This window comes from Streptomyces sp. RPT161, from assembly GCF_027533845.1.
In the GTDB taxonomy this organism is placed as follows: Bacteria; Actinomycetota; Actinomycetes; order Streptomycetales; family Streptomycetaceae; genus Streptantibioticus_A; species Streptantibioticus_A silvisoli_A.
The window spans coordinates 23,130-46,259 of record NZ_JAPZVN010000022.1; the positions used below are offsets into that span (position 1 = coordinate 23,130).

Here is a 23,130-nt window from a genome sequence, read left to right on the forward strand (position 1 = left end):
GTGATCGCCATGGCAGACCAGCAACGGGACGAAGAAGCCGTCGACCGGTTCGTGGAACGATTCGCCTCCGAACTCGTGGAGGCGGGCATGCAGCGGATGCCCGCCCGGGTGTTCGCCGCCCTGCTGGTCGCCGACGACGGTGCGCTGACCTCCGCGGAAGTCGGCGAACGGCTCAAGGTCAGCCCGGCCGCCGTCTCCGGCGCGGTGCGCTACCTCGCGCAGGTCGGCCTGATCAGCCGGGAGCGGGAACCCGGCTCACGGCGCGAGCGGTACCGGCTGCACAGCGACCAGTGGTACGAGACGTTCACCCGTCGCGACCGCTTCCTCACCCGGCTGGAGAGCACCCTGGCCTCCGGCGTCGATGCGGTCGGCGGCGGGACCCCCGCGGGGGAGCGGATCGCCGAGACCGCCGACTTCTTCGCCTTCCTGCAACGGGAGTGGACCAAAACGATGGAGCGCTGGCGCGCGGAACGCTCGGGCCGCTAGGGACTCCGGTTCTCGGCGGATCGCGGTTCGTCCGACCACGACGGCGGAGAACGGCGGCGTCGAACGAACCGCAACCCCAACCGCGTGTTCCCCCGGCGGCTAACGGGGAACCGTCAGCCGCCAGGCGTCGGCCTGTACCGTCCAGGTCCTGGTGCGCACCGGGCCGGTCAGCGACTCGTCGGCGTGGTAGCGGAAGTCCCGGCCGGAGATCGTCACCGCCTGGGCGCGCACCCGCAGCGGGCGGCCGCTGGTCTGCTGCACATAGACGTCCGCCAGACCGCCGGTCGGGGAGCGCACCGACACCTCGTGCACCGGGCGGTCCAGGTCGGCCAGCAGCACCCCGTCCGCCTCCACCCGCAGCCGGTGCCCCGGCGACTGGCCGGGGCCGCCGGTCAGGGTGCGCAGCAGCGAACGGGCGCCGCGCTCAAGCCAGTTGCCCCGGGGCGGCGGGGCGGGCCAGGACGGGATCCGCAGCGTACCCAGCACGATCCCGCCGCTCTCGTCGAGGAGCAGGTCGAGGTCGCGCACCGCGCCGTCCAGCGCCGCGCGGGCCGCCGCCACCGTGGACGCCGGCACACCCAGCCGTCGGGACAGCGCCAGTTCGGAGCGCTGACCGACCGGCACCATCGACAGCGCCGCCTCGCCCAGCGCGCCCTCCAGATGCAGCAGTCGCACCGTGCGCAGCAGCGCGTGATCGTCGCCGATCACCACCGGACGGCGGCGACCGCGGTGCACCAGCGCCCGGCGCAGTTCCTCGCCGCTGTCCGGGAGGCAGACCTTCAGCGACGACGCGCCCGCCCGCAGGACGTCCTTCGCGATGCGCACCGATTCACCGTCCAATGTGCGGGCCGCGGGGTCGATGACCACCAGCAGCGGAAGCCCGGCCGAGGCTTGAGCCGACACCTTCGTCCTTCCTCAGGTAAAATCTCGGTGCAAGAGCCCCTTGCGCCTTTGCGCCAGGGGCTTCGTCTATTCCGGGGCACCGGTTCGACGGCTCTTACGCACGTTGGACATGCCCCGCCCGGAAGGGGTGTACGCCTGTGCCCGCACTTGTGCTGCTCGGTGCTCAGTGGGGTGACGAGGGCAAGGGAAAGGCCACCGACCTGCTCGGCGGCTCGGTTGACTACGTGGTCCGCTACCAGGGCGGTAACAACGCCGGTCACACGGTGGTCGTCGGCGACCAGAAGTACGCGCTGCACCTGCTCCCATCCGGGATCCTCTCCCCGGGGTGCACCCCCGTCATCGGCAACGGAGTCGTCGTCGACCCGGCGGTCCTGCTTTCCGAGCTGAGTGGACTCCAAGCGCGTGGTGTCGACACCTCCAAGCTCCTGATCAGCGGAAACGCCCATCTGATCACCCCGTACCACCAGACCCTGGACAAGGTCACCGAGCGCTTCCTGGGCAAGCGCAAGATCGGTACCACCGGTCGCGGCATCGGCCCGGCCTACGCCGACAAGATCAACCGGGTCGGCATCCGGGTGCAGGACCTGTTCGACGAGTCGATCCTGCGGCAGAAGGTCGAGGCCGCGCTGAACGACAAGAACCAGATCCTGGTCAAGATCTTCAACCGCCGGGCCATCTCCGCCGACAAGGTGGTCGAGGAGTACCTGGGCTACGCGGAGCAGATCCGCGACTACGTCGCCGACACCACCCTGGTGCTGAACCAGGCGCTGGACGAGGACAAGGTCGTGCTGCTGGAGGGCGGCCAGGGCACGTTGCTCGACGTGGACCACGGCACGTACCCCTTCGTGACCTCCTCCAACCCGACGGCCGGCGGTGCCTGCACCGGTTCCGGTATCGGCCCGACCCGCATCTCGCGCAGCATCGGCATCCTCAAGGCGTACACCACCCGGGTCGGCGCGGGTCCGTTCCCGACCGAACTGTTCGACGAGGACGGCGACAAGCTGCGCACCATCGGCGGCGAGCGGGGCGTCACCACCGGCCGTGACCGCCGCTGCGGCTGGTTCGACGCGGTGATCGCCCGGTACGCCACCCGGGTCAACGGGCTCACCGACTTCTTCCTCACCAAGCTCGACGTGCTCACCGGCTGGGAGGAGATCCCGGTCTGCGTGGCGTACGAGATCGACGGCAGGCGCGTCGAGGAACTCCCGTACAGCCAGACCGACTTCCACCACGCCAAGCCGGTCTACGAGACGCTGCCCGGCTGGAACGAGGACATCACCAAGGCGAAGACCTTCGACGACCTGCCGAAGAACGCCAAGGCGTATGTGAAGGCCCTGGAGGACATGTCCGGCGCCCCGATCTCCGCGATCGGCGTGGGCCCGGGCCGGGACGAGACGATCGAGATCAACTCGTTCATCTGAGGCACCGACCTGGCACCGCATCGGCCACTGCCGTTGACAACATGTCGACGGCAGTGGCCGAAGCCATACAGGCTGAGCATTTCGGCGTGCGGTCGCGGCTCCTTACGCTGGGCGGCATGACAGCCCCTCTCGCAGATCCCGAGCGCGGCGCTGCCGTCAAGGCCGCGGACCGTGCGCATGTCTTCCACTCCTGGTCCGCGCAGGCGGTCATCGACCCGCTGGCGGTGGCCGGGGCCGACGGCTCCTACTTCTGGGACTACGAGGGCAACCGCTACCTGGACTTCTCCTCCCAGCTGGTGAACACCAACATCGGGCACCAGCACCCCAAGGTGGTCGCGGCCATCCAGGAGCAGGCCGGGAAGCTGGCCACCTTCGCGCCCGCGTTCGCGATCGACGTACGGTCCGAGGCGGCGCGGCTGATCGCCGAGCTGACCCCGGGCGACCTGAACAAGATCTTCTTCACCAACGGCGGCGCCGAGGCGGTGGAGAACGCGGTGCGGATGGCCCGGCTGCACACCGGGCGGCACAAGGTGCTGTCGACCTACCGGTCGTACCACGGGGCGACCGCGGCGGCGATCAACCTCACCGGTGACCCGCGCCGCTGGGCGTCCGACACCGGCTCGGCCGGGGTGGTGCACTTCTGGGGGCCGTTCCTGTACCGCTCGCAGTTCCACGCCGGCACCGAGGCGCAGGAGTGCGAGCGGGCGCTGAAGCACCTTGAGGAACTGATCGCCTTCGAGGGCCCGCAGACCATCGCCGCGATCATCCTGGAGACGGTCCCCGGCACCGCCGGGATCATGGTCCCGCCGCCCGGCTATCTGGCGGGGGTGCGGGAGATCTGCGACCGGTACGGGATCGTCTTCGTCCTCGACGAGGTGATGGCGGGCTTCGGGCGCACCGGCAAGTGGTTCGCCGCGGACCACTGGGGGGTCGTCCCGGACCTGATGACCTTCGCCAAGGGTGTCAACTCCGGTTACGTGCCGCTCGGCGGGGTGGCGATCTCCGAGCGGATCGCGGAGACCTTCGCCCACCGCCCGTACCCGGGCGGACTCACCTACTCCGGCCATCCGCTGGCCTGTGCCTCGGCCATCGCGACGATCAACGCGATGCGGGAGGAGCGGATCGTGGAGAACGCCGCCGAGATCGGCGAGCGGGTGCTCGGGCCCGGCCTGCGGGAGCTCGCCGCGCGGCACGAGTGCGTGGGGGAGGTGCGGGGGATGGGTGTCTTCTGGGCGCTGGAACTGGTCAAGGACCGGTCGACCAGGGAGCCGCTCGTGCCCTACAACGCCTCCGGCGCGGACGCCGCCCCGATGGCGGAGTTCGCCGCCGCGTGCAAGCGGGGTGGGCTGTGGCCGTTCGTGAACATGAACCGGACGCATGTGGTGCCGCCGTGCAACGTCTCCGAGGCGGAGGCCAAGGAGGGGCTCGCCGTCCTGGACGCGGCGCTGTCCGTCGTGGACCCGCGATGATCCCGCCCGTTCGCCGCGGCATCAGTGCCAAGAGGCCAGCAGGTCCCCCAGGGGCATCGCCGGACAGACGTTGACCTGAGCCTGGAGTTCGCGGAACAGCGGTTCCGTCACCGCGGGCAGCTGCGTCGCGTCGCGGAGGTCGAAGACGAGCAGAACCGTCCGCACCCCGTCCGCATAGAACGCGTACGCCGCCTCCGGCCGCACCCGCTCGGCCAAGCGCCGCAGCGTCTCGCGCAGCGCCCCGGACTCCAGCGCCCGGCTCCCCGCCTCGGCCTCGATCTGGATCGTCATCAGCGTCCGCACGTAGCCCATCGTCCGGCCGCGCGGCGCCGCGCACCCGCCCCGCGGGCCGAACGGGTGGTGGCGCTGGTCACGTGGCGGAGTACCGGCCGTCGGCCCGGGTAGCCGCCTCGCATATCTTGTCCCGGGCACATCAGGCCCCGGGGACCCAGGAGCGAGGAGGCGGCATGCCGGGCAGCACGCCGGTTCGGCGCAGCAGTCTGCGCCAGCAGATCGCCGACGCGCTCCGCGACGAGGTCCTCACCGGACGGCTGGCCGCCGGACGCCACTTCACCGTCAAGGAGATCGCCGACCTGTACGGCGTCTCGGCCACCCCGGTGCGCGAGGCGCTGGTCGACCTCGCGGCGCAGGGCCTGCTGGACGTCGAACACCACCGCGGCTTCCAGGTGCGGCAGTTCACCCACGACGACTACCGCGGCCTGGTCGAGGCCCGCACGCTGGTGAGCGAGGGGATATTCCGCCGGCTGGCCGCGCACGGCCCGCTGCTGCTGCCCGACGAGGGCATGGCGTCGGTGCGCCGCCGCGCGGAGGCCGCCGCGAGCGCCGCCCGGGCGGGTGCGCTGGACGTACTGATCGGCTGCGACCTGCGCTTCTGGCGGGAGTTGGCGGTGCTCACCGCCAACACGCACGTGTGTGAGTTCCTGGACCGGCTGCGGGTGCAGTCGTGGGTGTTCGCGGTCCCTCTACTGCGTCGCGAACCGGATCTGGCGGGAGTGTGCTGGACCGAGCACGTCGCACTGGCGGACGCCATCCGGGACGGCGACACGCAGGGCGCGCGCCGCATAGTGGACGCGTACAACGAGCACTCGCTCTCCCTGATGCGGCGACTCGTCGAGCGGCACGGCGACGGCCGCTGACTGCCGGCTGACGCCCCCCTGACGTACGGCACGGGTCCGTCACGTACCCCTGACGCGACGCCGAGCTGCGGTTACGCTGGCGACCCTGCCTCCTACCACCTCCTGGAGCGCCCGTGGCCTGCGACCTATGGTTGGTCCCCCTGGTCGATGTGCTGTGTCACAGCCCGGAAAACCCGTTCGCGGAAGAGATCGGCGCGTACAACAAGGCACTTGGCGAGGCGGGCCTGCCGCCGGTGCCGATCCACGGCTACATGCCCGGACTGTCGGGGGACGTCGCCCCGGTCGCCGGGTTCGACTACGCGGCGCTGCACTTCCTGCGCCGCGCCCACATGCTGATGCTGTGCGGGCTTGAGGTGACGCCGGTCGGTGAACTCGGCGGAGACTACGAGCAGTTGCTGGAGATGTTCGAGTCCGCGGCGCAGCAGTCGCACCTGGTCTGGCACTACGACCACGCGGGCGCGTACGTACCGCTGGACTTTCCCGCACCGGTGGTGAACGACGAACTCCTCGCGGGCGGTGGGCCGTTGGGGTCCAGCCATGGGCTGCTGCGCGAACTGGAGTCGGTGGCACCGGCGATCGGCGTCGACCCGGCCAACCCGCCGCTGGCGCCGGCCCCACCGGAGCGGCCGACGGCGCTCGACGAACCGGCCGCACAGATCCCGTACGAGGACCATCCGTTCGCCCGGGAGCGGCACGTCTGGCTGGGGCTGCACGCGGCGGCGACCCGCAGCCTGGCCCAGGGCTCGATGATCATGTTCAGCTGAGCGGCGGCGCGGTCCGTGGGCCTGCGAGGAGAACCCTTACCTCCCAGGACCCTCCGGTGGGCGCTGCCGGGGCATGTTGGGGCGGTTTCCGGGCGGCAGCGGAAACCGCCCGAGCTGCTGCCCGCCCTCGCCGCGCCGCCAGGACACCAGGGCCTGGGTGCGCAGCGGCGCGGTTCCGGCGCCGAACTCCACCATCCACTCGGCCGTCTCGCCACGCACCAGCTCCGAGACGTCCTCGCTGAACCCGCGCAGCACCGCCAGGCACCGCTCAGCGGCCTCGCTCGCGGTGCCCTCCGTGGGGCCGAGCACCTCGCGTACGCTCTCCGACGCCCAGTCGAACCGCAGCTTCTCCAGTCGCCGTTGCACCGCCTGCGCGGTCGCCACGTCGCGCATCCACCCGGAGGTCAGGCCGAACCACCGGTCGACGCCCACGCAGACCGCGGCGGCCAGCAGCCCCAGGTAGCCCCAGGCCGCCAGGTCGCTCGCGGTGTGCGTCAACTGCACCAGCGGCAGCGCCAGTCCGGTGGCCACCCCGAGCACCGTGGCGATCCGCAGCGCGCGGGCCCAGCGGCGCTTCCACACCCGGTCCGCCAGGTACCAGTCGGCGGTGCGCAGCGCGCTGTCCTCGGCCCAGCGGTACAGCTCGCCGAGGCGGCGCGCCGGGTCGCCCCAGTCGCCGAGCGGGAACGGGACGCCGCGCAGATCCCCCTGCGGTGGACCGCCGCGCCGGGGAGTGCCGTCCACCCGCCCCACGGGCGGCCGACCGGACGGTGCCGCGTCGCCGCCCGCCCGGCCCAGCGGCCACAGGCCGCGCCCCGGGCCGTTCCCCTCCTGAGGGGTCCCCTCGGGGTGCTTGTCCGGTTGGCTCACCCGTAGAACTCCCTCGCACTCGCGTCGTCCCGCCGAAATCCCCTTCTTACCGCCGAACGGCTGACCACGGGGGCACGATCGACGGAATTCCGCCCGAAAGTGCCGTGTGGTCGGGTATATGCGCCTCGACGTGTTACCCGAAAGAGTGAAGCCGGGAGAAAGGGCGGCTGGGTGGGGGAAGACCCTCGCAACTAGGCTGACCCCGTGAAGGTCCTCGTAATCGGCGGTGGCGCCCGCGAACACGCCCTGTGCCGCGCCCTCTCCCTCGACCCCGACGTCACCTCCCTGCACTGCGCGCCCGGCAACGCCGGAATCGCCGAGGTCGCCGAACAGCACCCGGTGGACGTGCTCGACGGTGAGGCCGTCGCAGACCTCGCCGCCCGGCTCGCCGCCGACCTGGTCGTGGTGGGCCCGGAGGCCCCGCTGGTGGCCGGCGTCGCCGACGCGGTGCGCGCCCGCGGCATCCCGTGCTTCGGACCGTCCCGCGAGGCGGCCCGGTTGGAGGGCTCCAAGGCATTCGCGAAGGACGTGATGGCCGCCGCGGGGGTGCCCACCGCCCGTTCCTACGTGTGCACCACGCGGGAGGAGATCGACAGGGCGCTCGACGCCTTCGGCGCGCCGTACGTCGTCAAGGACGACGGGCTCGCCGCGGGCAAGGGCGTGGTGGTCACCGAGGACCCGGCGACCGCCAGGGAGCACGCGCTGGCCTGCGACCGGGTGGTCATCGAGGAGTTCCTGGACGGCCCCGAGGTCTCGCTGTTCGCGATCACCGACGGCACCACCGTGCTGCCGCTGCAGCCCGCGCAGGACTTCAAGCGGGCGTACGACGCGGACCAGGGCCCGAACACCGGTGGCATGGGCGCGTACTCGCCGCTGCCGTGGGCCGACGCGAAGCTGGTGGACGAGGTCATGTCGACCGTGCTCCAGCCCACGGTGGACGAACTGCGCCGGCGCGGCACGCCGTTCGCCGGTCTGCTGTACGCGGGCCTGGCGATCACCTCGCGCGGGGTGCGGGTCATCGAGTTCAACGCCCGCTTCGGCGACCCGGAGACCCAGGTCGTGCTCGCCCGGCTGAAGACCCCGCTGGCCAGTGTGCTGCTGAACGCGGCGACCGGTCGGCTGGACGAGGAGCCGCCGCTGCGGTGGAGCGACGGCGCGGCGGTGACCGTCGTGATCGCCTCGCACAACTACCCCGCCACCCCCCGCACCGGTGACCCCATCGAGGGGCTTGAGGCGGTGCCGTCCAACGACCCTCATACGTATGTACTGCATGCGGGTACGAAGTGTGATGCAGAGGGACGCGTGGTGAGCGCGGGCGGCCGGGTACTGTCCGTGACCGCGACGGGTACGGATTTGGCCAAAGCTCGGGAGCGCGCGTACGCCGGTGTCGACCTGATCCACCTGGACGGATCACACCACCGGAGGGACATCGCCAAGGCGGCGGCGGAGGGCTGAAACGGAGCCTCCTGCTCCGGGGCGCCACCATCGGGTGAGCCCTTGCCCATCCGGCTGACGCGGCCCCCGCTCGCAACTAGGGTGCCCCGCATGCGGACTCCAGCCGTGCCCTTAAGGCAACTGGCCGCACCGCATTGCGATGTCAGTGGGCAGTGCCACAGTGGGGGGATGAAGCAACGCCGTCGGCGTCTCGTTCTCAGCGGGGCCTTCTCAGCTAGGGGGTGAACAGCTCGGTGGCCGGTGAAGACGCAGCACGCACCCGCGCCCTCGCGGTGCTCCGCATCCGCAGCACCGCGCTGGCGGTCGCCCTGCTGCCCGCCGCCTTCGCGGTGGTGCTGCTGGTCGCCGGTGCCACCGGCCGGATCGGCGGCGGGGGCTGGGACGCGCTGCGCTGGGCCGTACTGGGCGGCGCGCTGGCGGTGCTGGTGCTGGCGGGCGGAGTGGCCGCGGTGATCGTACGGGCCAGGCCCGCCGTCAGCCCGACCGTGCCGGTGGCCGAGTCCTGCGCGCCCGAGCTGTACCGGATGGTGCGTGACCTGGCCGGACGCCTCCAGGTACCGGCGCCGTCGGCGATAGCGCTCACCCCGGACTGCGACAGCTGGCTGGAGGACCGCAGCCACCAGCGGCACCGCACGGGCCGTGCCGGCCGTCGGCTGGCGCGCCGGGCGCCGCAGGCCCCGGTGCTGGTCATCGGCTCGCCGTTCATGTGGTGGATGCGGGTGGCCGAGCTACGCGCGCTGCTCGCCCCGGTCGTCGCGGGCACCGGACCGTCCGCCGACCCGGACATAGCCGCCGCCCGGCGCTTCGTACGCGGGCTGGACGCCGCCGTGGCGGTGTCGGCGCAGGGTGCCGCCGTGCCGGGCGGGCGCGGCGGGCTGACCCGGATGGTCCGGCGCCCGGCGCTGGCGTTCATCGGCTGGGTGGCCCGGCTGCTGCTGCGCGGCTGCCGGGCGCACATCGCCGAGATGGAGCGCGCGGTCGCGGCGGCGGCCTCGGAGCGCGCGCAGGCGGTGGACTACGGGCTGCGGATCGTCGCCCAGGAGCAGGTCGGCCTGGCGTACGCCGGGTGGGACCGGCTGCTCACCCGGGTGGCGCTGCCCGCCTGGCGGATGGGCCGCTGGCCGTCCCGGCTGGACGCGGGCGTGGTCTCGGCGCTCACCGAGCTGTCCCGCCGGGACCGGCTGGCCGAGGGCTTCGAGAGCAGACTCGGTGAACGCCCCGCCTGCGACCTGCTGGAAGAACCCGGCACGATCGACGAGGCGGCCTCCCTGCTCGCCGCCCGCCTCTTCCACGGCGTCCCGTCGCGCTCCGCCATCGGCTGGTCCCCGGTCGCCTGGGAGGCGTACCCCGAAGAAGTGGTCGACCGCATATGGCGCAGCGACGCCGCGCGGCTGCACCGGGTGCTGGACGAGCTGTCGCCGCCCGCCGGAGTGCCGGACGGCGCCGGGATCGGCGAGGGGCACGGCCCTGCCAAGGCGACCCTCGCCCGTGTGCTGGACCGGCTCTCGCAGGGCGGCAGCGAGGAACTCGCGGCCCGGATCAGCGTGTTGCAGGCGCGCGAGGAACGTGAACAGGCGCAGGCCGAAACGCTGGTAGGGCCCACCGTGCCGACCGCCGCCGTGGGCCCGGAGGGCGACCCGGCCACCCCCGTCTACCAGTTGCTTCCGCCGCGCACCGGCCGTGAGCTGCTCACCGACCACGTCACCGCGATGGTGTGCTGCGCCGCCGTGGACACCGCCGGCGCCGCCCCCGGGCTCGACTGGCTGGACGGTCCGGCGCTGCTGGTCGGCGGCACCCCTCGGTCTGACCTGTCCTGGCCGGTGCTGCGGCTGGTGGAGAACGGAGACGCCGCGCCACTGCGGTCCTGGCTGAACGCGGTCGGGGTCCGCCTGGAGAAGCCGGTGCGGCTTGTCTGATTCGACGGCTGGTGGCTCCACCGACGGCCCGCTAGCGGCCACCACACTGCCCTACTCACGTCACATCGGTCTCATCGGTCGCATCTCGGCAGACAGCGCAGATGACCGGAAATGGACCCTTCACCGCGAATCTGTTCCGATAATTAGCCACTAAGGGTGATGGACGGACCGCATTGTGTGATGTGCTGGGGCAAACAGCAGGCGCACCGCCAGCAGGACAAGGCGGGGAGGGGATTCTCGTGGGGACGGACCAGATCCGGCGCTGGGACTCCGGGGCCCTCGCGCACGCCGTGACCGACCCCTTCGGCCAGGGGCCACTGCCCTGGCTGCGCGGCCGGGAGTACTACCTGGACGGATCGGGGCAACTGCTGCCCTGGTACGTGGAGTTGGCCGCCATCGACGCGATGGACGCCCTCGACGGCGAACGCGTTCCCGAGCAGCGCTCGATGCGCAGGCATGTGTCGGGACCGCGCAACGCCGATGACGTGCGCCTGCAGATCAAGGGCTTCGCCTCGTCCGGCTCCGTCATGCCCGGCGGGAGCGTCGACTTCCACATCACCGTCGATCCGCCGCAGCAGTTCAGCGTCGACGTCTACCGGATCGGGCACTACGGCGGTGACGGCGCCGCCCACATCACCACCAGCCCCCGGCTGTCCGGCATCGTCCAGCCGCCGCCGCTGGCCGCGGGGCGCACCGTCTCCTGCCACCACTGGTGGCTGTCCTGGCGGTTGCAGGTCCCCTCGTACTGGAACACCGGCGCCTATGTCGCGGTGCTCACCACCGCCGACGGCTACCGCAGCCACGTCCCGTTCACCGTTCGAGACTCCCGGCCCGCCGATCTGCTGCTGGTGCTGCCAGACATCACCTGGCAGGCGTACAACCTCTATCCCGAGGACGGCCGCACCGGCGCCAGCCTCTACCACGCGTGGGACCAGGAGGGCCGACTGCTCGGCGAGGAGGCCGCCGCGGTGACCGTCTCCTTCGACCGCCCCTACGCGGGTGCCGGCCTGCCGCTGCATGTGGGCCACGCCTACGACTTCATCCGCTGGGCCGAACGTTACGGCTACGACCTCGCGTACGCCGACACCCGCGATCTGCACGCCGGACGCATCGACCCCGGCCGCTACCGGGGCATGGTCTTCCCCGGGCACGACGAGTACTGGTCGGTGTCCATGCGCCGGGCCGTCGAGCGGGCCCGGGACCAGGGCACCTCGCTGGTGTTCCTGTCCGCCAACACCATGTACTGGCAGATCGAGTTGGGGCCTTCTCCCGCGTCCGCCCCCGACCGGCTGCTCACCTGCCGCAAGCGGCGCCGCGACCCCGGTGATCCGCGCGGGCGCACCGCGCTGTGGCGGGACATGGGCGAGCCGGAACAGCAGCTGCTCGGGGTGCAGTACGCGGGCCGGGTACCCGAACCGTCGCCGCTGGTGGTGCGCAACGCCGACCATTGGCTGTGGCAGGCCACCGGCGCCGACGAGGGTGACGAACTGCCCGGCCTGGTCGCGGGCGAGGCGGACCGTTACTTCCCGCGTACCGCGCTGCCGGAGTACACCGACCGGATCCTGCTCGCACACTCCCCGTACGAGGACACCCAGGGGGCGCGGGTGCACCAGGAGACCTCGCTGTACCGGGCGCCCAGCGGCGCGTATGTCTTCGCCTCCGGCACTTTCGCCTGGTCGCCGGCGCTGGACCGGCCCGGCCATGTCGACCCCCGGGTGCAGCGGGCCACCGCCAACCTGCTGGACCGCATCTGCAAGCGGGACTGAACCGGGGTTGGAAAGGGTGACCGACCCCGGGCCGCGCGGCCGGACGGCGGGTACGGGAGAATCAGGGCACTTGGACCAACCCACGTGGAGGAACCGTGTCCGGATTCGTCGAGAAGCCCGAGCCCGAGCAGGTACCGGGCCTGGTGCATCTGCACACCGGAAAGGTCCGTGACCTCTACCAGGACGCCGAGGGGCGGCTGGTGATGGTCGCCAGCGACCGCATGTCGGCGTACGACTGGGTGCTTCCGACGGTCATCCCGGACAAGGGGCGGATCCTCACCCAGCTGTCCCTGTGGTGGTTCGAGCAGCTCGCCGACGTGGTCGCCAACCATGTGATCTCCACCGATCTGCCCGAGGGGGCGCCCGCCGACTGGGCGGGCCGCACGATGGTCTGCAAGTCCCTGCGCATGGTCCCGGTCGAATGTGTGGCCCGCGGCTACCTGACCGGATCCGGCCTCAAGGAGTACGAGCGCGACCGTACCGTCTGCGGACTGGCGCTGCCCGAGGGGCTGGTCGACGGATCCGAGCTGCCCGCGCCGATCTTCACCCCGGCGACGAAGGCCGCGGTCGGCGAGCACGACGAGAACGTCTCCTACGAGGAGGTCGCCCGCCAGGTGGGCGCCGAGACCGCGGCGCTGCTGCGGCAGACGACGCTCGCGGTGTACGGGCGGGCCCGTGACATCGCCCGGGAGCGGGGGATCATCCTCGCGGACACGAAGTTCGAATTCGGCTACGAGGGCGGGGAGTTGGTGCTGGCGGACGAGGTGCTGACGCCGGACTCCTCGCGGTTCTGGCCGGCGGACGGCTGGCAGCCGGGGCGCGCGCAGCCGTCGTTCGACAAGCAGTACGTGCGGGACTGGTTGACCTCGGCCGCCTCCGGCTGGGACCGGTCGGCGGACGCTCCTCCTCCGGCGCTGCCGGAGGAGGTCGTCGAGCGGACCAGGGCGAAGTATGTGGAGGCGTACGAGCGGCTCACGGGTACGCCCTGGGCGTAGGGGGCCTTCTCCCGTCGGCCCTCACCCGGCGTTGCGCACGGTTGGTTGTGGGTCGGGGCGCCCCGCGAAGAACTATGTGAGCCCCGACGGAGCCGACCCCGTGCCGAAGCGGACGCCCCGTGCCTCCTTGCCGAAGGCGCTGAGGGCGATGACGACGGCCAGCGTCGGGAAGATCGTCACCATCAGGGCCGTCGGATAGCTGTACTGCTTCGCCAGCGCCTCCTGAATCGGCAGGTTCAGCGCGGCGATGAGATTGCCGAGCTGATACGTGACGCCGGGATAGAAGCCCCGAATCGCGTCCGGGCTCAGCTCGTTGAGGTGCGCCGGAATCACACCCCAGGCCCCCTGCACACACAACTGCATCAGGAACGAGCTGACCGCCAGCCACCCGGCGGTGGTCGACAGGGCGAAGGCCGGAACCACCAGCAGCCCGGCCGCGGCGGCGATCGTGATCACCCGGCGGCGGCCGAGCCGCTCCGAGTACGCGCCCAGCAGCGGGCCGCCGATCATCGCGCCGACGTTGTAGATGATGGCGATCACGATCGCGGTGTCCGCGGACATCCCCAAGCCCTTCTTGATGAAGGTCGGGTAGACGTCCTGGGTGCCGTGCGACATCCAGTTGAACGCGGTCATGAGCGCGACGAGGTAGACGAACCGCCGCAGCACGGTCGGGTTGCGGAACACCTCACGGGCCGGAGTGGCGTTCAGCCGTACCGTGCGCTCCCAGACCTCGCTCTCCTCGACCCTGGTCCGTACGAACAGCGCCACCAGCGCCGGGACCAGGCTGAACGCGAACAGGCCGCGCCAGCCGAAGGCCGGTTCGATGAAGAGGAACGCGACGGCGGCCAGCAGATAGCCGAAGGAGTAGCCGCCCTGGAGCATCCCGGACCAGAAGCCGCGCTTCTCGGCCGGGATCTTCTCCATCGCCAGCGCGGCGCCGAGACCCCATTCTCCGCCCATGCCGATGCCGTACAGCAGCCGCAGCACCAGCAGCACCGTGTAGTTCGGGGCGAAGGCGCAGGCGAAGCCGACGACGGAGTAAAACAGCACGTCGACCATGAGCGGTACGCGGCGCCCGCGCCGGTCGGCCCACAGTCCGAAGACGAACGCGCCGACCGGCCGCATGATCAGCGTCGCGGTGGTCAGGAACGCCATGTCGGTCAGCGAGACCTTGAACTCGTCGGCGATCTCGCTGTAGACGAGGACCACGAGGAAGTAGTCGAAGGCGTCCATCGCCCAGCCCAGATAGGCCGCGACGAACGCGTTGCGCTGGTCCTTGGTCAGGCCGCGCGCTTGCTCCCGTACCGTACTCAGCATTCTGCGGAAACTATGCCGAGGTCAGGCCCATGTCAACGTCCTGATCATGGCCCACGCCGAAGCGGAATACACGAAGGCCCCGGTTGGTCAGCCAACCGGGGCCTTCGCTTACTGGAGCGGACGACGAGGCTCGAACTCGCGACCTCAACCTTGGCAAGGTTGCGCTCTACCAACTGAGCTACGTCCGCGTGCGCTGCTGAGCACCATCATAGCCAACCCTGGGACCGCGCGATGCGCACCGCCGCATGGCGGTTCTCCGCGGAGAGCTTCGCCGCCGCCGACGAGAGGTAGTTACGGACGGTTCCGGGCGACAGCGCGGCGCGCTCGGCGATCTCCGCGATCGGCGCGCCGTTCGCCGCCAGCTCCAGCAGCTGGGTCTCCCTGGCGGTCAGCGGGGAGTCGCCCGCGCTGATCGCGTCGGCCGCCAACTCCGGGTCCACATAGCGGCCTCCGGCGTGCACGGTACGGATGATCTCGGCGAGCCGCTGCGCGGAGACGGTCTTCGGTACAAAACCGCGTACCCCCGCGGACAGCGCGCGCTTGAGGTGGCCGGGGCGGCCGTGCCCGGTGACGATCATGGTTCGGCAGTCGGGGAGTTCGGAGCGCAGCGATGTGGCCACTGTCACACCGTCCGCGCCCGGCATCTCCAGGTCCAGTACGGCGACGTGCGGCCGGTGTGCCCGGGCCATCGCCAACGCCTCCGGCCCCGAGGCCGCCTCCGCCACCACCCGAAGATCCTCCTCGAACGACAGCAGCGCGGCCAGCGCGCCCCGGATGAGGTGTTCGTCGTCGGCCAGCAGCACCCGCACCGGCGCCGTGTCCCCGGCTGGTTGGCCCTGCGCGTTCATCCCGCTCCCCCTGCCGTGACCGCCCGGTACGACCGCGGTTCGTCCGGCGCGGTCGCCCTCGGCACCTCGGCGGTCAGCTGGAACACCCCGCCCGGCCGGCGCTCGGCGGTCAGTGTGCCGTCCACCGCGGTGAGTCGCTCGCGTAGTCCGTCGATGCCGTTTCCCTTGCCCGTCGGCCGGTCGTCCACCCCGTCGTTCTCCATCGTCAGCACCGCCGCGCCGTCCGGACACGCCCGCAGCCGTATCGCGCAGCGCCGTGCGTCGCCGTGCCGCAGCACGTTGGTGGTGCCCTCGCGGACCACCCAGGCCAGCACCGACTGCGCCTGCTCGGGCAGCGCCGACGCGTCGTCGCCGTGCACCCGGCAGTCCACCCCGGCGGCGCGCAGCACCGACAGGGCGCCTGCCAGTTCGGTGTCGAGGTCGGCGGTTCGGTAGCCGCGCACCACGTCGCGCACCTCGCCCTGCGACTCCCGGGCGATGCGCTGCACCTCGATCATCTGCTCCACCGCCTCCGGCCGCTCACGGCGAACGAGTTGGACCGCCAGCTCGCTCTTGAGCGCGATGACCGAGAGGTTGCGGCCGAGCACATCGTGCAGGTCCCGCCCGAACCGCAGCCGCTCCTCGGCCACCGCGAGCCGCGCCTGCACGTCACGGGCCTGCTCCAACTCGCGCAGCACGGACAGGATCCAGCCGCACCCTCTGGAGGAGAAGCCGAACGACGCACTGCCGATCGCGCCCATGAACAGGCTTCCGGCCAGGGGCGCCACTCCCCGTCCGGTGGCACCGACCACGACCGACACCGTCGCCACTGCCAGGGCGGAGACCCACACGGTGCGCCGGATCGGCATCAGCAGCGAGAACGGACCGGTGAGCAGGGCCGTGCTGAACATCACGGCCTCCGCCACCACCCAGGAGGCCAGAACTCCGGCCGCGTGCGACACCGCCACACACGACAGCACCGCCGCGGACACCGCCGCCAACCCGATCGTCAGCCTTCGGCCCGGAGCCTCGCGTAGCTCCAGGTAGTGGTCGAGCGCCTGGCTGTTCAAGGCGATGGCCAAGGCGCCCTGGCAGAGCAGCAGTAGCATCGACAGCGGGGTGAGCAGCAGCGCGCACGGGTGCCGGCGGAAGGTGGCCAGGCCCGGGAGGAGTACCAACATCCCGCCGAGCGTGAACAGCCCGAACGACACGTACATCGAACAGCGGCTGTACAGCTCCACCCGCCCGGCACCGCTCCGCTTCCCCCACCCCAACACCGGACCTACCCCTCAACGCCTCGGCTCCCAGCGGAACCACCGTCGCACAGACCACCCCGCGAGACCGAGCCAGACCCCCGCGGTCAGCACGTCCCGCACCACCCGCATCGCGCCGGCGCCCCCCAGGAAGCCCGCCCGGAAGAGGTCCACGACCGGGGTCATCGGCAACAGACGGCAGACGTCGGCCAGTTGGTGCGGCATGATCTCCAACGGTATGAACAGCCCGGAACCGGCGAGCGAGACCAACCACAACGGCATCGTCGTCAGCTGGGCGACCTCCGCGCTACGGGTGACGATGGTCGTCGCGGCGGCGCAGGCCACCATCAGCGGTATGCCCAACACCACGCCGAGCAGCAGCACTTCGGGCCGCCGGGGTGCGGACAGGTCGAGCATCGCGGTTCCCGCGACCACCAGCACGGCGCACTGGGCCAGCGCCACGACCACCGAGGGCAGCGCGGTACCGGCCAGGATCTCCAGGTCCGTCGGCTCTCCGGTGCGCAGCCGCTTGAGCACCAGCTCATCGCGCCGGGTGACGTACGCGGGCACCAGGTTCGCGTAGACGGCGAAGGCAAGGATCATGCCGATCCCGCCGGTCACCGACACCGCCGTGGCGGTCATGCCGACCCTGCCGACGCCCATCTTGGCGGTGGTGGCGTGCATCGCGTAGATCATGACCAGCGGCATGGCCAGGGCTGTGAACGCCGCCGACCGGTTGCGCCACAGCAAGGTCGCCTCGGCCCGGCCCAGCGCCGCCATCCGCGTCATCGTGGTGGTGCTCATGCCGCCAGCTCCTCCCTCTCGCCCGCGGCGATGTCCAGGAACGCCTCTTCGAGCGAGGCGGATCGGGCGTCCAAGCCGACGAGTTCTACCTGTTTGTCCCTTGCCCACAGCAGGAGTTCGGTCAGCGCCGCCTGCAGCCGCTCGGTTCGGACCTCCACCCTGCGGCCGGACGCCGCAGCGGGTACGGACAGCGGCAGCTCGGCCGGTGAGACGCCGGGCGGCAGCTCGAACCGGATGCGGGCCGGGCGCGCCGCGGTCACCTCGGCCGGGGTGCCGGAGGCCACGATCCGGCCCTGGTGCATGATCGCCAGCCGGTCGGCCAGCGCCTCCGCCTCGTCCAGGTAGTGGGTGGTCAGGACGATGGTGGTGCCCTGGTCGCGCAGCCGCCGCACCAACTCCCAGGTCTCCCGGCGCACTTCGGCGTCCAGGCCGGTGGTCGGCTCGTCCAGGAACAGCAGTTCAGGCTTGCCGAGCAGGGCCAACGCCAGGTCCAGTCGGCGCCGTTCGCCGCCCGAGAGGAGCTTGACCCGCACCTGGTGGCGCGCGGTGAGGCCGACCATGTCCAGCGCCTGGGCCACCGGCCGCGCGCCGGTCGTGCACCCGGCCCACATGCGGGCGGTCTCCAGCACAGTCAGGTCGGACGGGAACCCACCCTCCTGCAACATGACACCGATCCGCGGCCGGACGGCGGCGCGATCCCGGTACGGGTCGTGGCCGAGTACCCGGACCTGGCCGCCGGAGGGTGCGGCCAGCCCCTCTAGCAGTTCGACGGTCGAGGTCTTGCCCGCCCCGTTGGTGCCCAGCAGGGCGAACAGTTCGCCCCGGGCGACGGTGAAGGAGATGCCGCGGACGGCTTCGAAGCCGGTGTGGGTGGCGGTGCCTGTGGGGGCGGCTGTGCCTGTGTCGCGTTTGGTGCCGTTGGCGGTTGTGGCGCTTTTGGTGGTCCTGGGCCGGAACGATCCGTAGCGGCGGCGCAGGGCGGTGACCTCGATCACCTGCCGGTCAGTGTCGGTGTGCATGACATCAGCGTTCCGCCGCGGCGGGGCGTTGGACGGTGCGCGGTGTCATCAGTGCTGATGACATTTGTCATCGGAGTAACGCAAAAAGAAAAGGACCCGCCTCTTACGAGGTGGATCCCTTTCGCTGGAGCGGACGACGAGGCTCGAACTCGCGACCTCAACCTTGGCAAGGTTGCGCTCTACCAACTGAGCTACGTCCGCAGGTTGCCTCCGAGCGGCTTTCACCGCCCGGCGCGCTGACCACTCTACCTGATCGAATCGACCGGTAGGGCCGTCGGAGCGGGTGACAGGAATCGCACACTGCGCCTCCCCTTTGGAAAAGGGGCGCTCTACTACTGAGCTACACCCGCGCGGTTCGGTGGTTCGGCCTTTCGGCCTCGCCCCCGGCGCGCTTCAGACTTTAGCTGATCACCGGGGGCTGCTGTCCAATCGAGCCCTCAACTGCCGGGCAGATGGCTGCATATGGAGGCTTACGTCCGATTCGACCCGGCCCCGCGGGCGCCGGGCCGCAGTCGCCCACCCCTGTCCGTCCGGGGGCTCGGGGTCGCCCAGAGTCTCCGGACAGGCTCGGGGACTCGCCCCCTCGCCCCCACGAAATCTGCGACGGCGAACAGCCCGGACGGCGCGGTGTCGGCGGCACCGAACTCACTGCAACCCCCGGCCCGGGGGCGGGAGGCCGCCCCCCGGCTTCCGGCCGCAGGGGATCGAACCGTCACCGCGCGGCGTCGAACGCCTCGTACACCTTCTTGGGGATCCGCCCCCGCGGCGGCACGTCGAACCCGTGGGACCGCGCCCAGGCCCGCACCGCCGCCGGGTCCGGCGCGACCGACGTCCGCTTGTACGTCTTGCCCGACCGGCTGCGGCGGCGCCCCGCCTGCAGGTAAGGCATCAGCGCGTCGCGGAGCTTGTCCGCATTCGCGGCGGAGAGGTCGATCTCGTAAGACTTGCCGTCAAGGCCGAACGCGACCGTTTCCTCTGCTTCGCCGCCGTCGATGTCGTCGGAGAGGGAGACCACCACGCGCTGCGCCATGGATATCGGTCCTTTCGTGCGGCAACGGCTGCACGGGTACGTACCAGGTACCCATGTCGTCCGCCCTGACGTGCGGAGATGTGCCGTAGCCGACTGGTCGGGGTCAATGCGTTTTGATTTGCGCAAGGGACGGTATTACGAGCGGAAGCTGTGGCATATTTCCCTGCCTCATCGCGCCGCAATCGGGACCATACGGTTTTCCTTGCGTTTTCCACAGAGGTTACCCCGGTCGATGCATAACCGTGATGGGGTGACGGGGATATCTATGCGCGTAGATTTTTCGGCCGGGTACGCTGAGAGCACTTCGGAGGTCGTCACAGTCGCCACCTTCGAGGTCACCTCACGCACCACACCACCGGGAGTGCACGTGGCACGCGTCGTAGTCGACGTCATGCTCAAGCCCGAGATCCTCGACCCCCAGGGACAGGCGGTGCAGCGCGCACTTCCTCGCCTGGGCTTCGAAGGCATCTCGGACGTTCGCCAGGGCAAGCGATTCGAACTCGAAGTCGAGGGGCCGATCGATGACGACGCCCTCGCCCGTATCCACAAGATCGCCGAGAGTTTCCTCGCCAACACCGTGATCGAGGACTTCACCGTCAGGGTCGACTCGTGACCGCCCACCCGTCGCCCACCACCACCCCCAAAGGCGGTCCCTCGGGCCTCGGTAACTCCAGGATCGGGGTCGTCACCTTTCCCGGTTCGCTCGACGACCGGGACGCGCTGCGCGCGGTGAAGCTCGCCGGGGCCGAACCGGTATCGCTGTGGCACCGGGACAAGGACCTCCAGCAGGTCGACGCGGTCGTACTGCCGGGCGGTTTCTCCTACGGGGACTATCTGCGCTGCGGCGCCATCGCCCGGTTCTCGCCGATCATGGAGATGATCATCGAGGGCGCAAAGCAGGGTCTGCCGGTCCTGGGCATCTGCAACGGATTCCAGATCCTCTGCGAATCCCATCTGCTGCCCGGCGCGTTGACCCGCAACGACCATCTGCACTTCATCTGCCGCGACCAGAAGCTGCGGATCGAGAACGCCTCGACCGCCTGGACCGCGGACTACGAGCAGGGCCAGGAGATCACCGTCCCGCTGAAGAACGGCGAGGGCGGCTATGTCGCCGATGAGCGCACCCTGGACATGCTGGAGGCCGAAGGCCGGGTCGTCGCCCGTTACCTGGACCTGAACCCCAACGGTTCGCGCCGCGACATCGCCGGCATCACCAACGAGGCCGGAAACGTCGTCGGCCTGATGCCGCACCCCGAGCACGCCGTCGAGCCGCTGACCGGCCCGACGACCGAGGGCCTCGGATTCTTCACCTCGATCCTCAAGCAGTTGGTGAACACGTGACCGAGCGCAGCGAGGGCACCAAAGGACGCAGCATGACCCTCGACACCGTCAAGAACGCCGAACAGACCCCCGACACCGCCCTGCCGTGGGCCGAACTCGGCCTCAAGCCCGACGAGTACGAGCGGATCACCGCCATCCTCGGCCGCCGCCCGACCGGCGCCGAGCTGGCCATGTACTCGGTCATGTGGTCCGAGCACTGCTCGTACAAGAGCAGCAAGGTCCATCTGCGGCAGTTCGGCGAGAAGGCCCCGGAGAGCTCGGCCATGCTGGTCGGCATCGGCGAGAACGCCGGCGTGGTCGACGTGGGCCAGGGCTACGCGGTCACCTTCAAGGTCGAGTCGCACAACCACCCCTCGTACATCGAGCCCTACCAGGGCGCGGCCACCGGCGTCGGCGGCATCGTGCGCGACATCCTGGCGATGGGCGCCCGCCCGGTCGCGGTGATGGACCCGCTGCGGTTCGGTGACCCGAAGGAGGCCGACACCAAGCGCGTCGCGCACGGTGTGGTCGCGGGCATCGGCGGCTACGGCAACTGCCTTGGCCTGCCCAACATCGGCGGCGAGGTGGTCTTCGACTCCTGCTACCAGGGAAACCCGCTGGTCAACGCGCTGTGCGTGGGCGTGATGAAGCACGAGGACATCCACCTCGCCAAGGCCTCCGGGCCGGGCAACAAGGTGATCCTGTACGGCGCGCGCACCGGTGGCGACGGCATCGGCGGTGTCTCGGTGCTCGCCTCGGAGACGTTCGAGTCGACCGGCCCGACCAAGCGGCCCGCGGTCCAGGTCGGCGACCCGTTCCAGGAGAAGCTGCTCATCGAGTGCACCCTGGAGATCTTCCGGGAGAAGCTGGTCGTCGGCATCCAGGACCTCGGCGGTGCCGGACTGTCCTGCGCCACCAGCGAGTTGGCGTCGGCCGGTACCGGCGGCATGCGCATCGAGCTGGACACGGTGCCGCTGCGCGACGCCACGCTCAGCCCCGAGGAGATCCTGATGAGCGAGTCCCAGGAGCGGATGTGCGCGGTCGTCGAGCCGCACAACGTCGACCGCTTCCTGGAGATCTGCGAGAAGTGGGACGTCATCGCCACCGTCATCGGTGAGGTCACCGACGGCGACCGGCTGGAGATCTACTGGCACGGCGAGCAGATCGTCGACGTGCCGCCGCGCACCGTCGCCCACGAGGGACCGGTGTACGAGCGGCCGTACGCCCGGCCGCAGTGGCAGGACGAGCTCCAGGCCGACGACGCCAACAGGCTGCCGCGCCCGGCCACCGGCGACGAACTGCGCGACGCCCTACTGCAGTTGGTGGCCAGCCCCAACCAGGCGTCGAAGTCCTGGATCACCGCTCAGTACGACAAGTACGTACTCGGCAACACGGTGCTGGCGCAGCCGGAGGACTCCGGCATGGTCCGCATCGACGAGGAGACCAACCTCGGCGTGGCGGTGGCCACCGACGGCAACGGGCGGTACGCCAAGCTCGACCCGTACGCGGGAGCGCAGCTCGCGCTGGCCGAGGCGTACCGGAACGTCGCGGCTACCGGCGCCAAGCCGCTGGCCGTCTCCGACTGCCTCAACTTCGGCTCGCCCGAGGACCCGGCCGTGATGTGGCAGTTCGCCGAGGCGACGCGTGGTCTCGCCGACGCCTGCCAGGTGCTGGGCACTCCGGTGACCGGCGGAAACGTCTCGCTGTACAACCAGACCGGCGAGACCGCCATCCACCCGACGCCGGTGGTCGCGGTGCTCGGCGTGATCGATGACGTCACCCGCCGCACTCCGATGGGGTTCGCGGAGGAGGGGCAGCTGATCTACCTGCTGGGGGAGACCCGGGAGGAGTTCGGTGGTTCCGCCTGGTCGCAGGTCGCGCACGGTCACCTCGGCGGGCTGCCGCCCAAGGTCGACCTGGAGCGGGAGAAGCTGCTCGCCGAGATCCTGATCTCCGGATCCCGGGACGGCATGATCGACGCGGCGCACGACCTGTCCGACGGCGGACTTGCGCAGGCGCTGGTGGAGTCCTGCCTCAAGGGCGGCAACGGCGCCCGGATCGTGATCCCGGAGGGGGCGGACGCGTTCGTCACGCTGTTCTCCGAGTCCGCCGGGCGGGCGGTCGTCTCCGTACCGCGCAGCGAGGAGTTGCGGTTCACCGACATGTGCCGGGCGCGCGGCCTGGCGGCCACGCGCATCGGCGTGGTCGACGGCGACGCTCTCGACGTGCAGGGCCAGTTCACCGTCCCGCTGGCCGCGCTCCGCGAGGCGCACGAGGGCACCATCCCCGCGCTGCTGGGCTGAGCCCTCCGGGACCGCGGACGGCGTGACCCCATAGACCACGCCGTCCGCGTCGCCC

General features: G+C 70.9%; 21 protein-coding genes and 3 tRNA genes. 12 read left to right on the top strand and 12 right to left on the bottom strand.

What is annotated here, in order from left to right; genetic code table 11:
* Positions 1 to 9 precede the first annotated feature (9 nt).
* Entirely contained in the window at positions 10 to 486 is a 477-nt protein-coding gene (locus O5O46_RS29330; protein WP_269858649.1) for a GbsR/MarR family transcriptional regulator, read from the top strand.
* Between the two features lie 99 nt (positions 487 to 585).
* On the opposite strand, the gene O5O46_RS29335 is transcribed toward O5O46_RS29330, so the two are convergent.
* A complete protein-coding gene (locus O5O46_RS29335; RefSeq protein ID WP_269858650.1) occupies positions 586 to 1,389 on the bottom strand; it encodes a diacylglycerol kinase in 804 nt (267 codons plus the stop codon).
* A gap of 137 nt (positions 1,390 to 1,526) precedes the next feature.
* On the opposite strand from O5O46_RS29335, the gene O5O46_RS29340 reads away from it, so the two are divergent.
* Both O5O46_RS29340 and O5O46_RS29345 read left to right on the top strand, forming a co-directional pair.
* Positions 1,527 to 2,810 (top strand): adenylosuccinate synthase, encoded by a 1,284-nt coding sequence (locus tag O5O46_RS29340; RefSeq protein ID WP_269858651.1) that lies wholly within the window; start codon positions 1,527 to 1,529, stop codon positions 2,808 to 2,810.
* Between the two features lie 116 nt (positions 2,811 to 2,926).
* A complete protein-coding gene (locus O5O46_RS29345; protein WP_269858652.1) occupies positions 2,927 to 4,279 on the top strand; it encodes an aspartate aminotransferase family protein in 1,353 nt (450 codons plus the stop codon).
* A 21-nt stretch (positions 4,280 to 4,300) separates the two neighbouring features.
* Here O5O46_RS29345 and O5O46_RS29350 read toward each other — a convergent pair whose 3' ends face one another.
* On the bottom strand, positions 4,301 to 4,582 hold the full coding sequence (locus tag O5O46_RS29350; protein WP_269858653.1) for a hypothetical protein: 282 nt from the start codon (positions 4,580 to 4,582) through the stop codon (positions 4,301 to 4,303).
* 164 nt (positions 4,583 to 4,746) lie between these two features.
* Here O5O46_RS29350 and O5O46_RS29355 point away from each other — a divergent pair, with 164 nt between their 5' ends.
* Positions 4,747 to 5,436: a GntR family transcriptional regulator gene (locus tag O5O46_RS29355; protein ID WP_269858654.1), complete on the top strand. Its 690-nt coding sequence runs from the start codon at positions 4,747 to 4,749 to the stop codon at positions 5,434 to 5,436.
* A gap of 113 nt (positions 5,437 to 5,549) precedes the next feature.
* Positions 5,550 to 6,200 (top strand): hypothetical protein, encoded by a 651-nt coding sequence (locus O5O46_RS29360; protein ID WP_269858655.1) that lies wholly within the window; start codon positions 5,550 to 5,552, stop codon positions 6,198 to 6,200.
* A gap of 36 nt (positions 6,201 to 6,236) precedes the next feature.
* Here O5O46_RS29360 and O5O46_RS29365 read toward each other — a convergent pair whose 3' ends face one another.
* Positions 6,237 to 7,070 (bottom strand): SLATT domain-containing protein, encoded by an 834-nt coding sequence (locus O5O46_RS29365; protein WP_269858656.1) that lies wholly within the window; start codon positions 7,068 to 7,070, stop codon positions 6,237 to 6,239.
* 204 nt (positions 7,071 to 7,274) lie between these two features.
* Here O5O46_RS29365 and purD point away from each other — a divergent pair, with 204 nt between their 5' ends.
* From purD to O5O46_RS29385, 4 genes are all read left to right on the top strand, one after another.
* A complete protein-coding gene (gene purD, locus O5O46_RS29370; RefSeq protein WP_269858657.1) occupies positions 7,275 to 8,525 on the top strand; it encodes a phosphoribosylamine--glycine ligase in 1,251 nt (416 codons plus the stop codon).
* Between the two features lie 233 nt (positions 8,526 to 8,758).
* Positions 8,759 to 10,441: a hypothetical protein gene (locus O5O46_RS29375; RefSeq protein ID WP_269858658.1), complete on the top strand. Its 1,683-nt coding sequence runs from the start codon at positions 8,759 to 8,761 to the stop codon at positions 10,439 to 10,441.
* 239 nt (positions 10,442 to 10,680) lie between these two features.
* Positions 10,681 to 12,207 carry a N,N-dimethylformamidase beta subunit family domain-containing protein gene (locus O5O46_RS29380; protein WP_269858659.1) on the top strand — a complete coding sequence of 509 codons (1,527 nt, stop codon included), beginning with the start codon at positions 10,681 to 10,683 and terminating at the stop codon, positions 12,205 to 12,207.
* Positions 12,208 to 12,302: 95 nt separating this feature from the next.
* Positions 12,303 to 13,202, top strand: a complete 900-nt coding sequence (locus O5O46_RS29385; protein WP_269858660.1) for a phosphoribosylaminoimidazolesuccinocarboxamide synthase — start codon at positions 12,303 to 12,305, stop codon at positions 13,200 to 13,202.
* A 72-nt stretch (positions 13,203 to 13,274) separates the two neighbouring features.
* On the opposite strand, the gene O5O46_RS29390 is transcribed toward O5O46_RS29385, so the two are convergent.
* The 9 genes from O5O46_RS29390 to O5O46_RS29430 all read right to left on the bottom strand — a co-directional run bounded on the left by O5O46_RS29390 (position 13,275) and on the right by O5O46_RS29430 (position 19,452).
* Complete coding sequence (locus tag O5O46_RS29390) at positions 13,275 to 14,519, bottom strand: MFS transporter (protein WP_269858661.1); 1,245 nt, start codon at positions 14,517 to 14,519, stop codon at positions 13,275 to 13,277.
* Positions 14,520 to 14,631: 112 nt separating this feature from the next.
* Positions 14,632 to 14,707, bottom strand: a tRNA-Gly gene (locus O5O46_RS29395).
* Between the two features lie 18 nt (positions 14,708 to 14,725).
* The gene (locus tag O5O46_RS29400; protein ID WP_269858662.1) at positions 14,726 to 15,367 is read right to left on the bottom strand and encodes a response regulator transcription factor; all 642 of its coding nucleotides are present in this window, start codon (positions 15,365 to 15,367) and stop codon (positions 14,726 to 14,728) included.
* On the bottom strand, positions 15,364 to 16,587 hold the full coding sequence (locus O5O46_RS29405; RefSeq protein WP_269858663.1) for a sensor histidine kinase: 1,224 nt from the start codon (positions 16,585 to 16,587) through the stop codon (positions 15,364 to 15,366). The genes O5O46_RS29400 and O5O46_RS29405 overlap by 4 nt, the downstream gene beginning before the upstream one ends.
* 48 nt (positions 16,588 to 16,635) lie before the next feature.
* Complete coding sequence (locus tag O5O46_RS29410; protein ID WP_269858664.1) at positions 16,636 to 17,403, bottom strand: ABC transporter permease; 768 nt, start codon at positions 17,401 to 17,403, stop codon at positions 16,636 to 16,638.
* Entirely contained in the window at positions 17,400 to 18,422 is a 1,023-nt protein-coding gene (locus O5O46_RS29415) for an ABC transporter ATP-binding protein (RefSeq protein WP_269858665.1), read from the bottom strand. The genes O5O46_RS29410 and O5O46_RS29415 overlap by 4 nt, the downstream gene beginning before the upstream one ends.
* A 125-nt stretch (positions 18,423 to 18,547) precedes the next feature.
* Positions 18,548 to 18,623 (bottom strand) — tRNA-Gly (locus O5O46_RS29420).
* 77 nt (positions 18,624 to 18,700) lie between these two features.
* Positions 18,701 to 18,772 (bottom strand) — tRNA-Gly (locus O5O46_RS29425).
* Positions 18,773 to 19,134: 362 nt separating this feature from the next.
* Entirely contained in the window at positions 19,135 to 19,452 is a 318-nt protein-coding gene (locus O5O46_RS29430) for a histone-like nucleoid-structuring protein Lsr2 (protein WP_269858666.1), read from the bottom strand.
* 367 nt (positions 19,453 to 19,819) lie between these two features.
* On the opposite strand from O5O46_RS29430, the gene purS reads away from it, so the two are divergent.
* Genes purS through purL form a run of 3 tightly spaced genes read left to right on the top strand, consistent with a single transcriptional unit; the run spans position 19,820 to position 23,075 of the window.
* A complete protein-coding gene (purS, locus tag O5O46_RS29435) occupies positions 19,820 to 20,065 on the top strand; it encodes a phosphoribosylformylglycinamidine synthase subunit PurS (protein WP_269858667.1) in 246 nt (81 codons plus the stop codon).
* Positions 20,062 to 20,793 (top strand): phosphoribosylformylglycinamidine synthase subunit PurQ, encoded by a 732-nt coding sequence (gene purQ / locus O5O46_RS29440; RefSeq protein ID WP_269858668.1) that lies wholly within the window; start codon positions 20,062 to 20,064, stop codon positions 20,791 to 20,793. The genes purS and purQ overlap by 4 nt, the downstream gene beginning before the upstream one ends.
* A 32-nt stretch (positions 20,794 to 20,825) precedes the next feature.
* Complete coding sequence (gene purL, locus O5O46_RS29445) at positions 20,826 to 23,075, top strand: phosphoribosylformylglycinamidine synthase subunit PurL (protein WP_269858669.1); 2,250 nt, start codon at positions 20,826 to 20,828, stop codon at positions 23,073 to 23,075.
* Positions 23,076 to 23,130 lie beyond the last annotated feature (55 nt).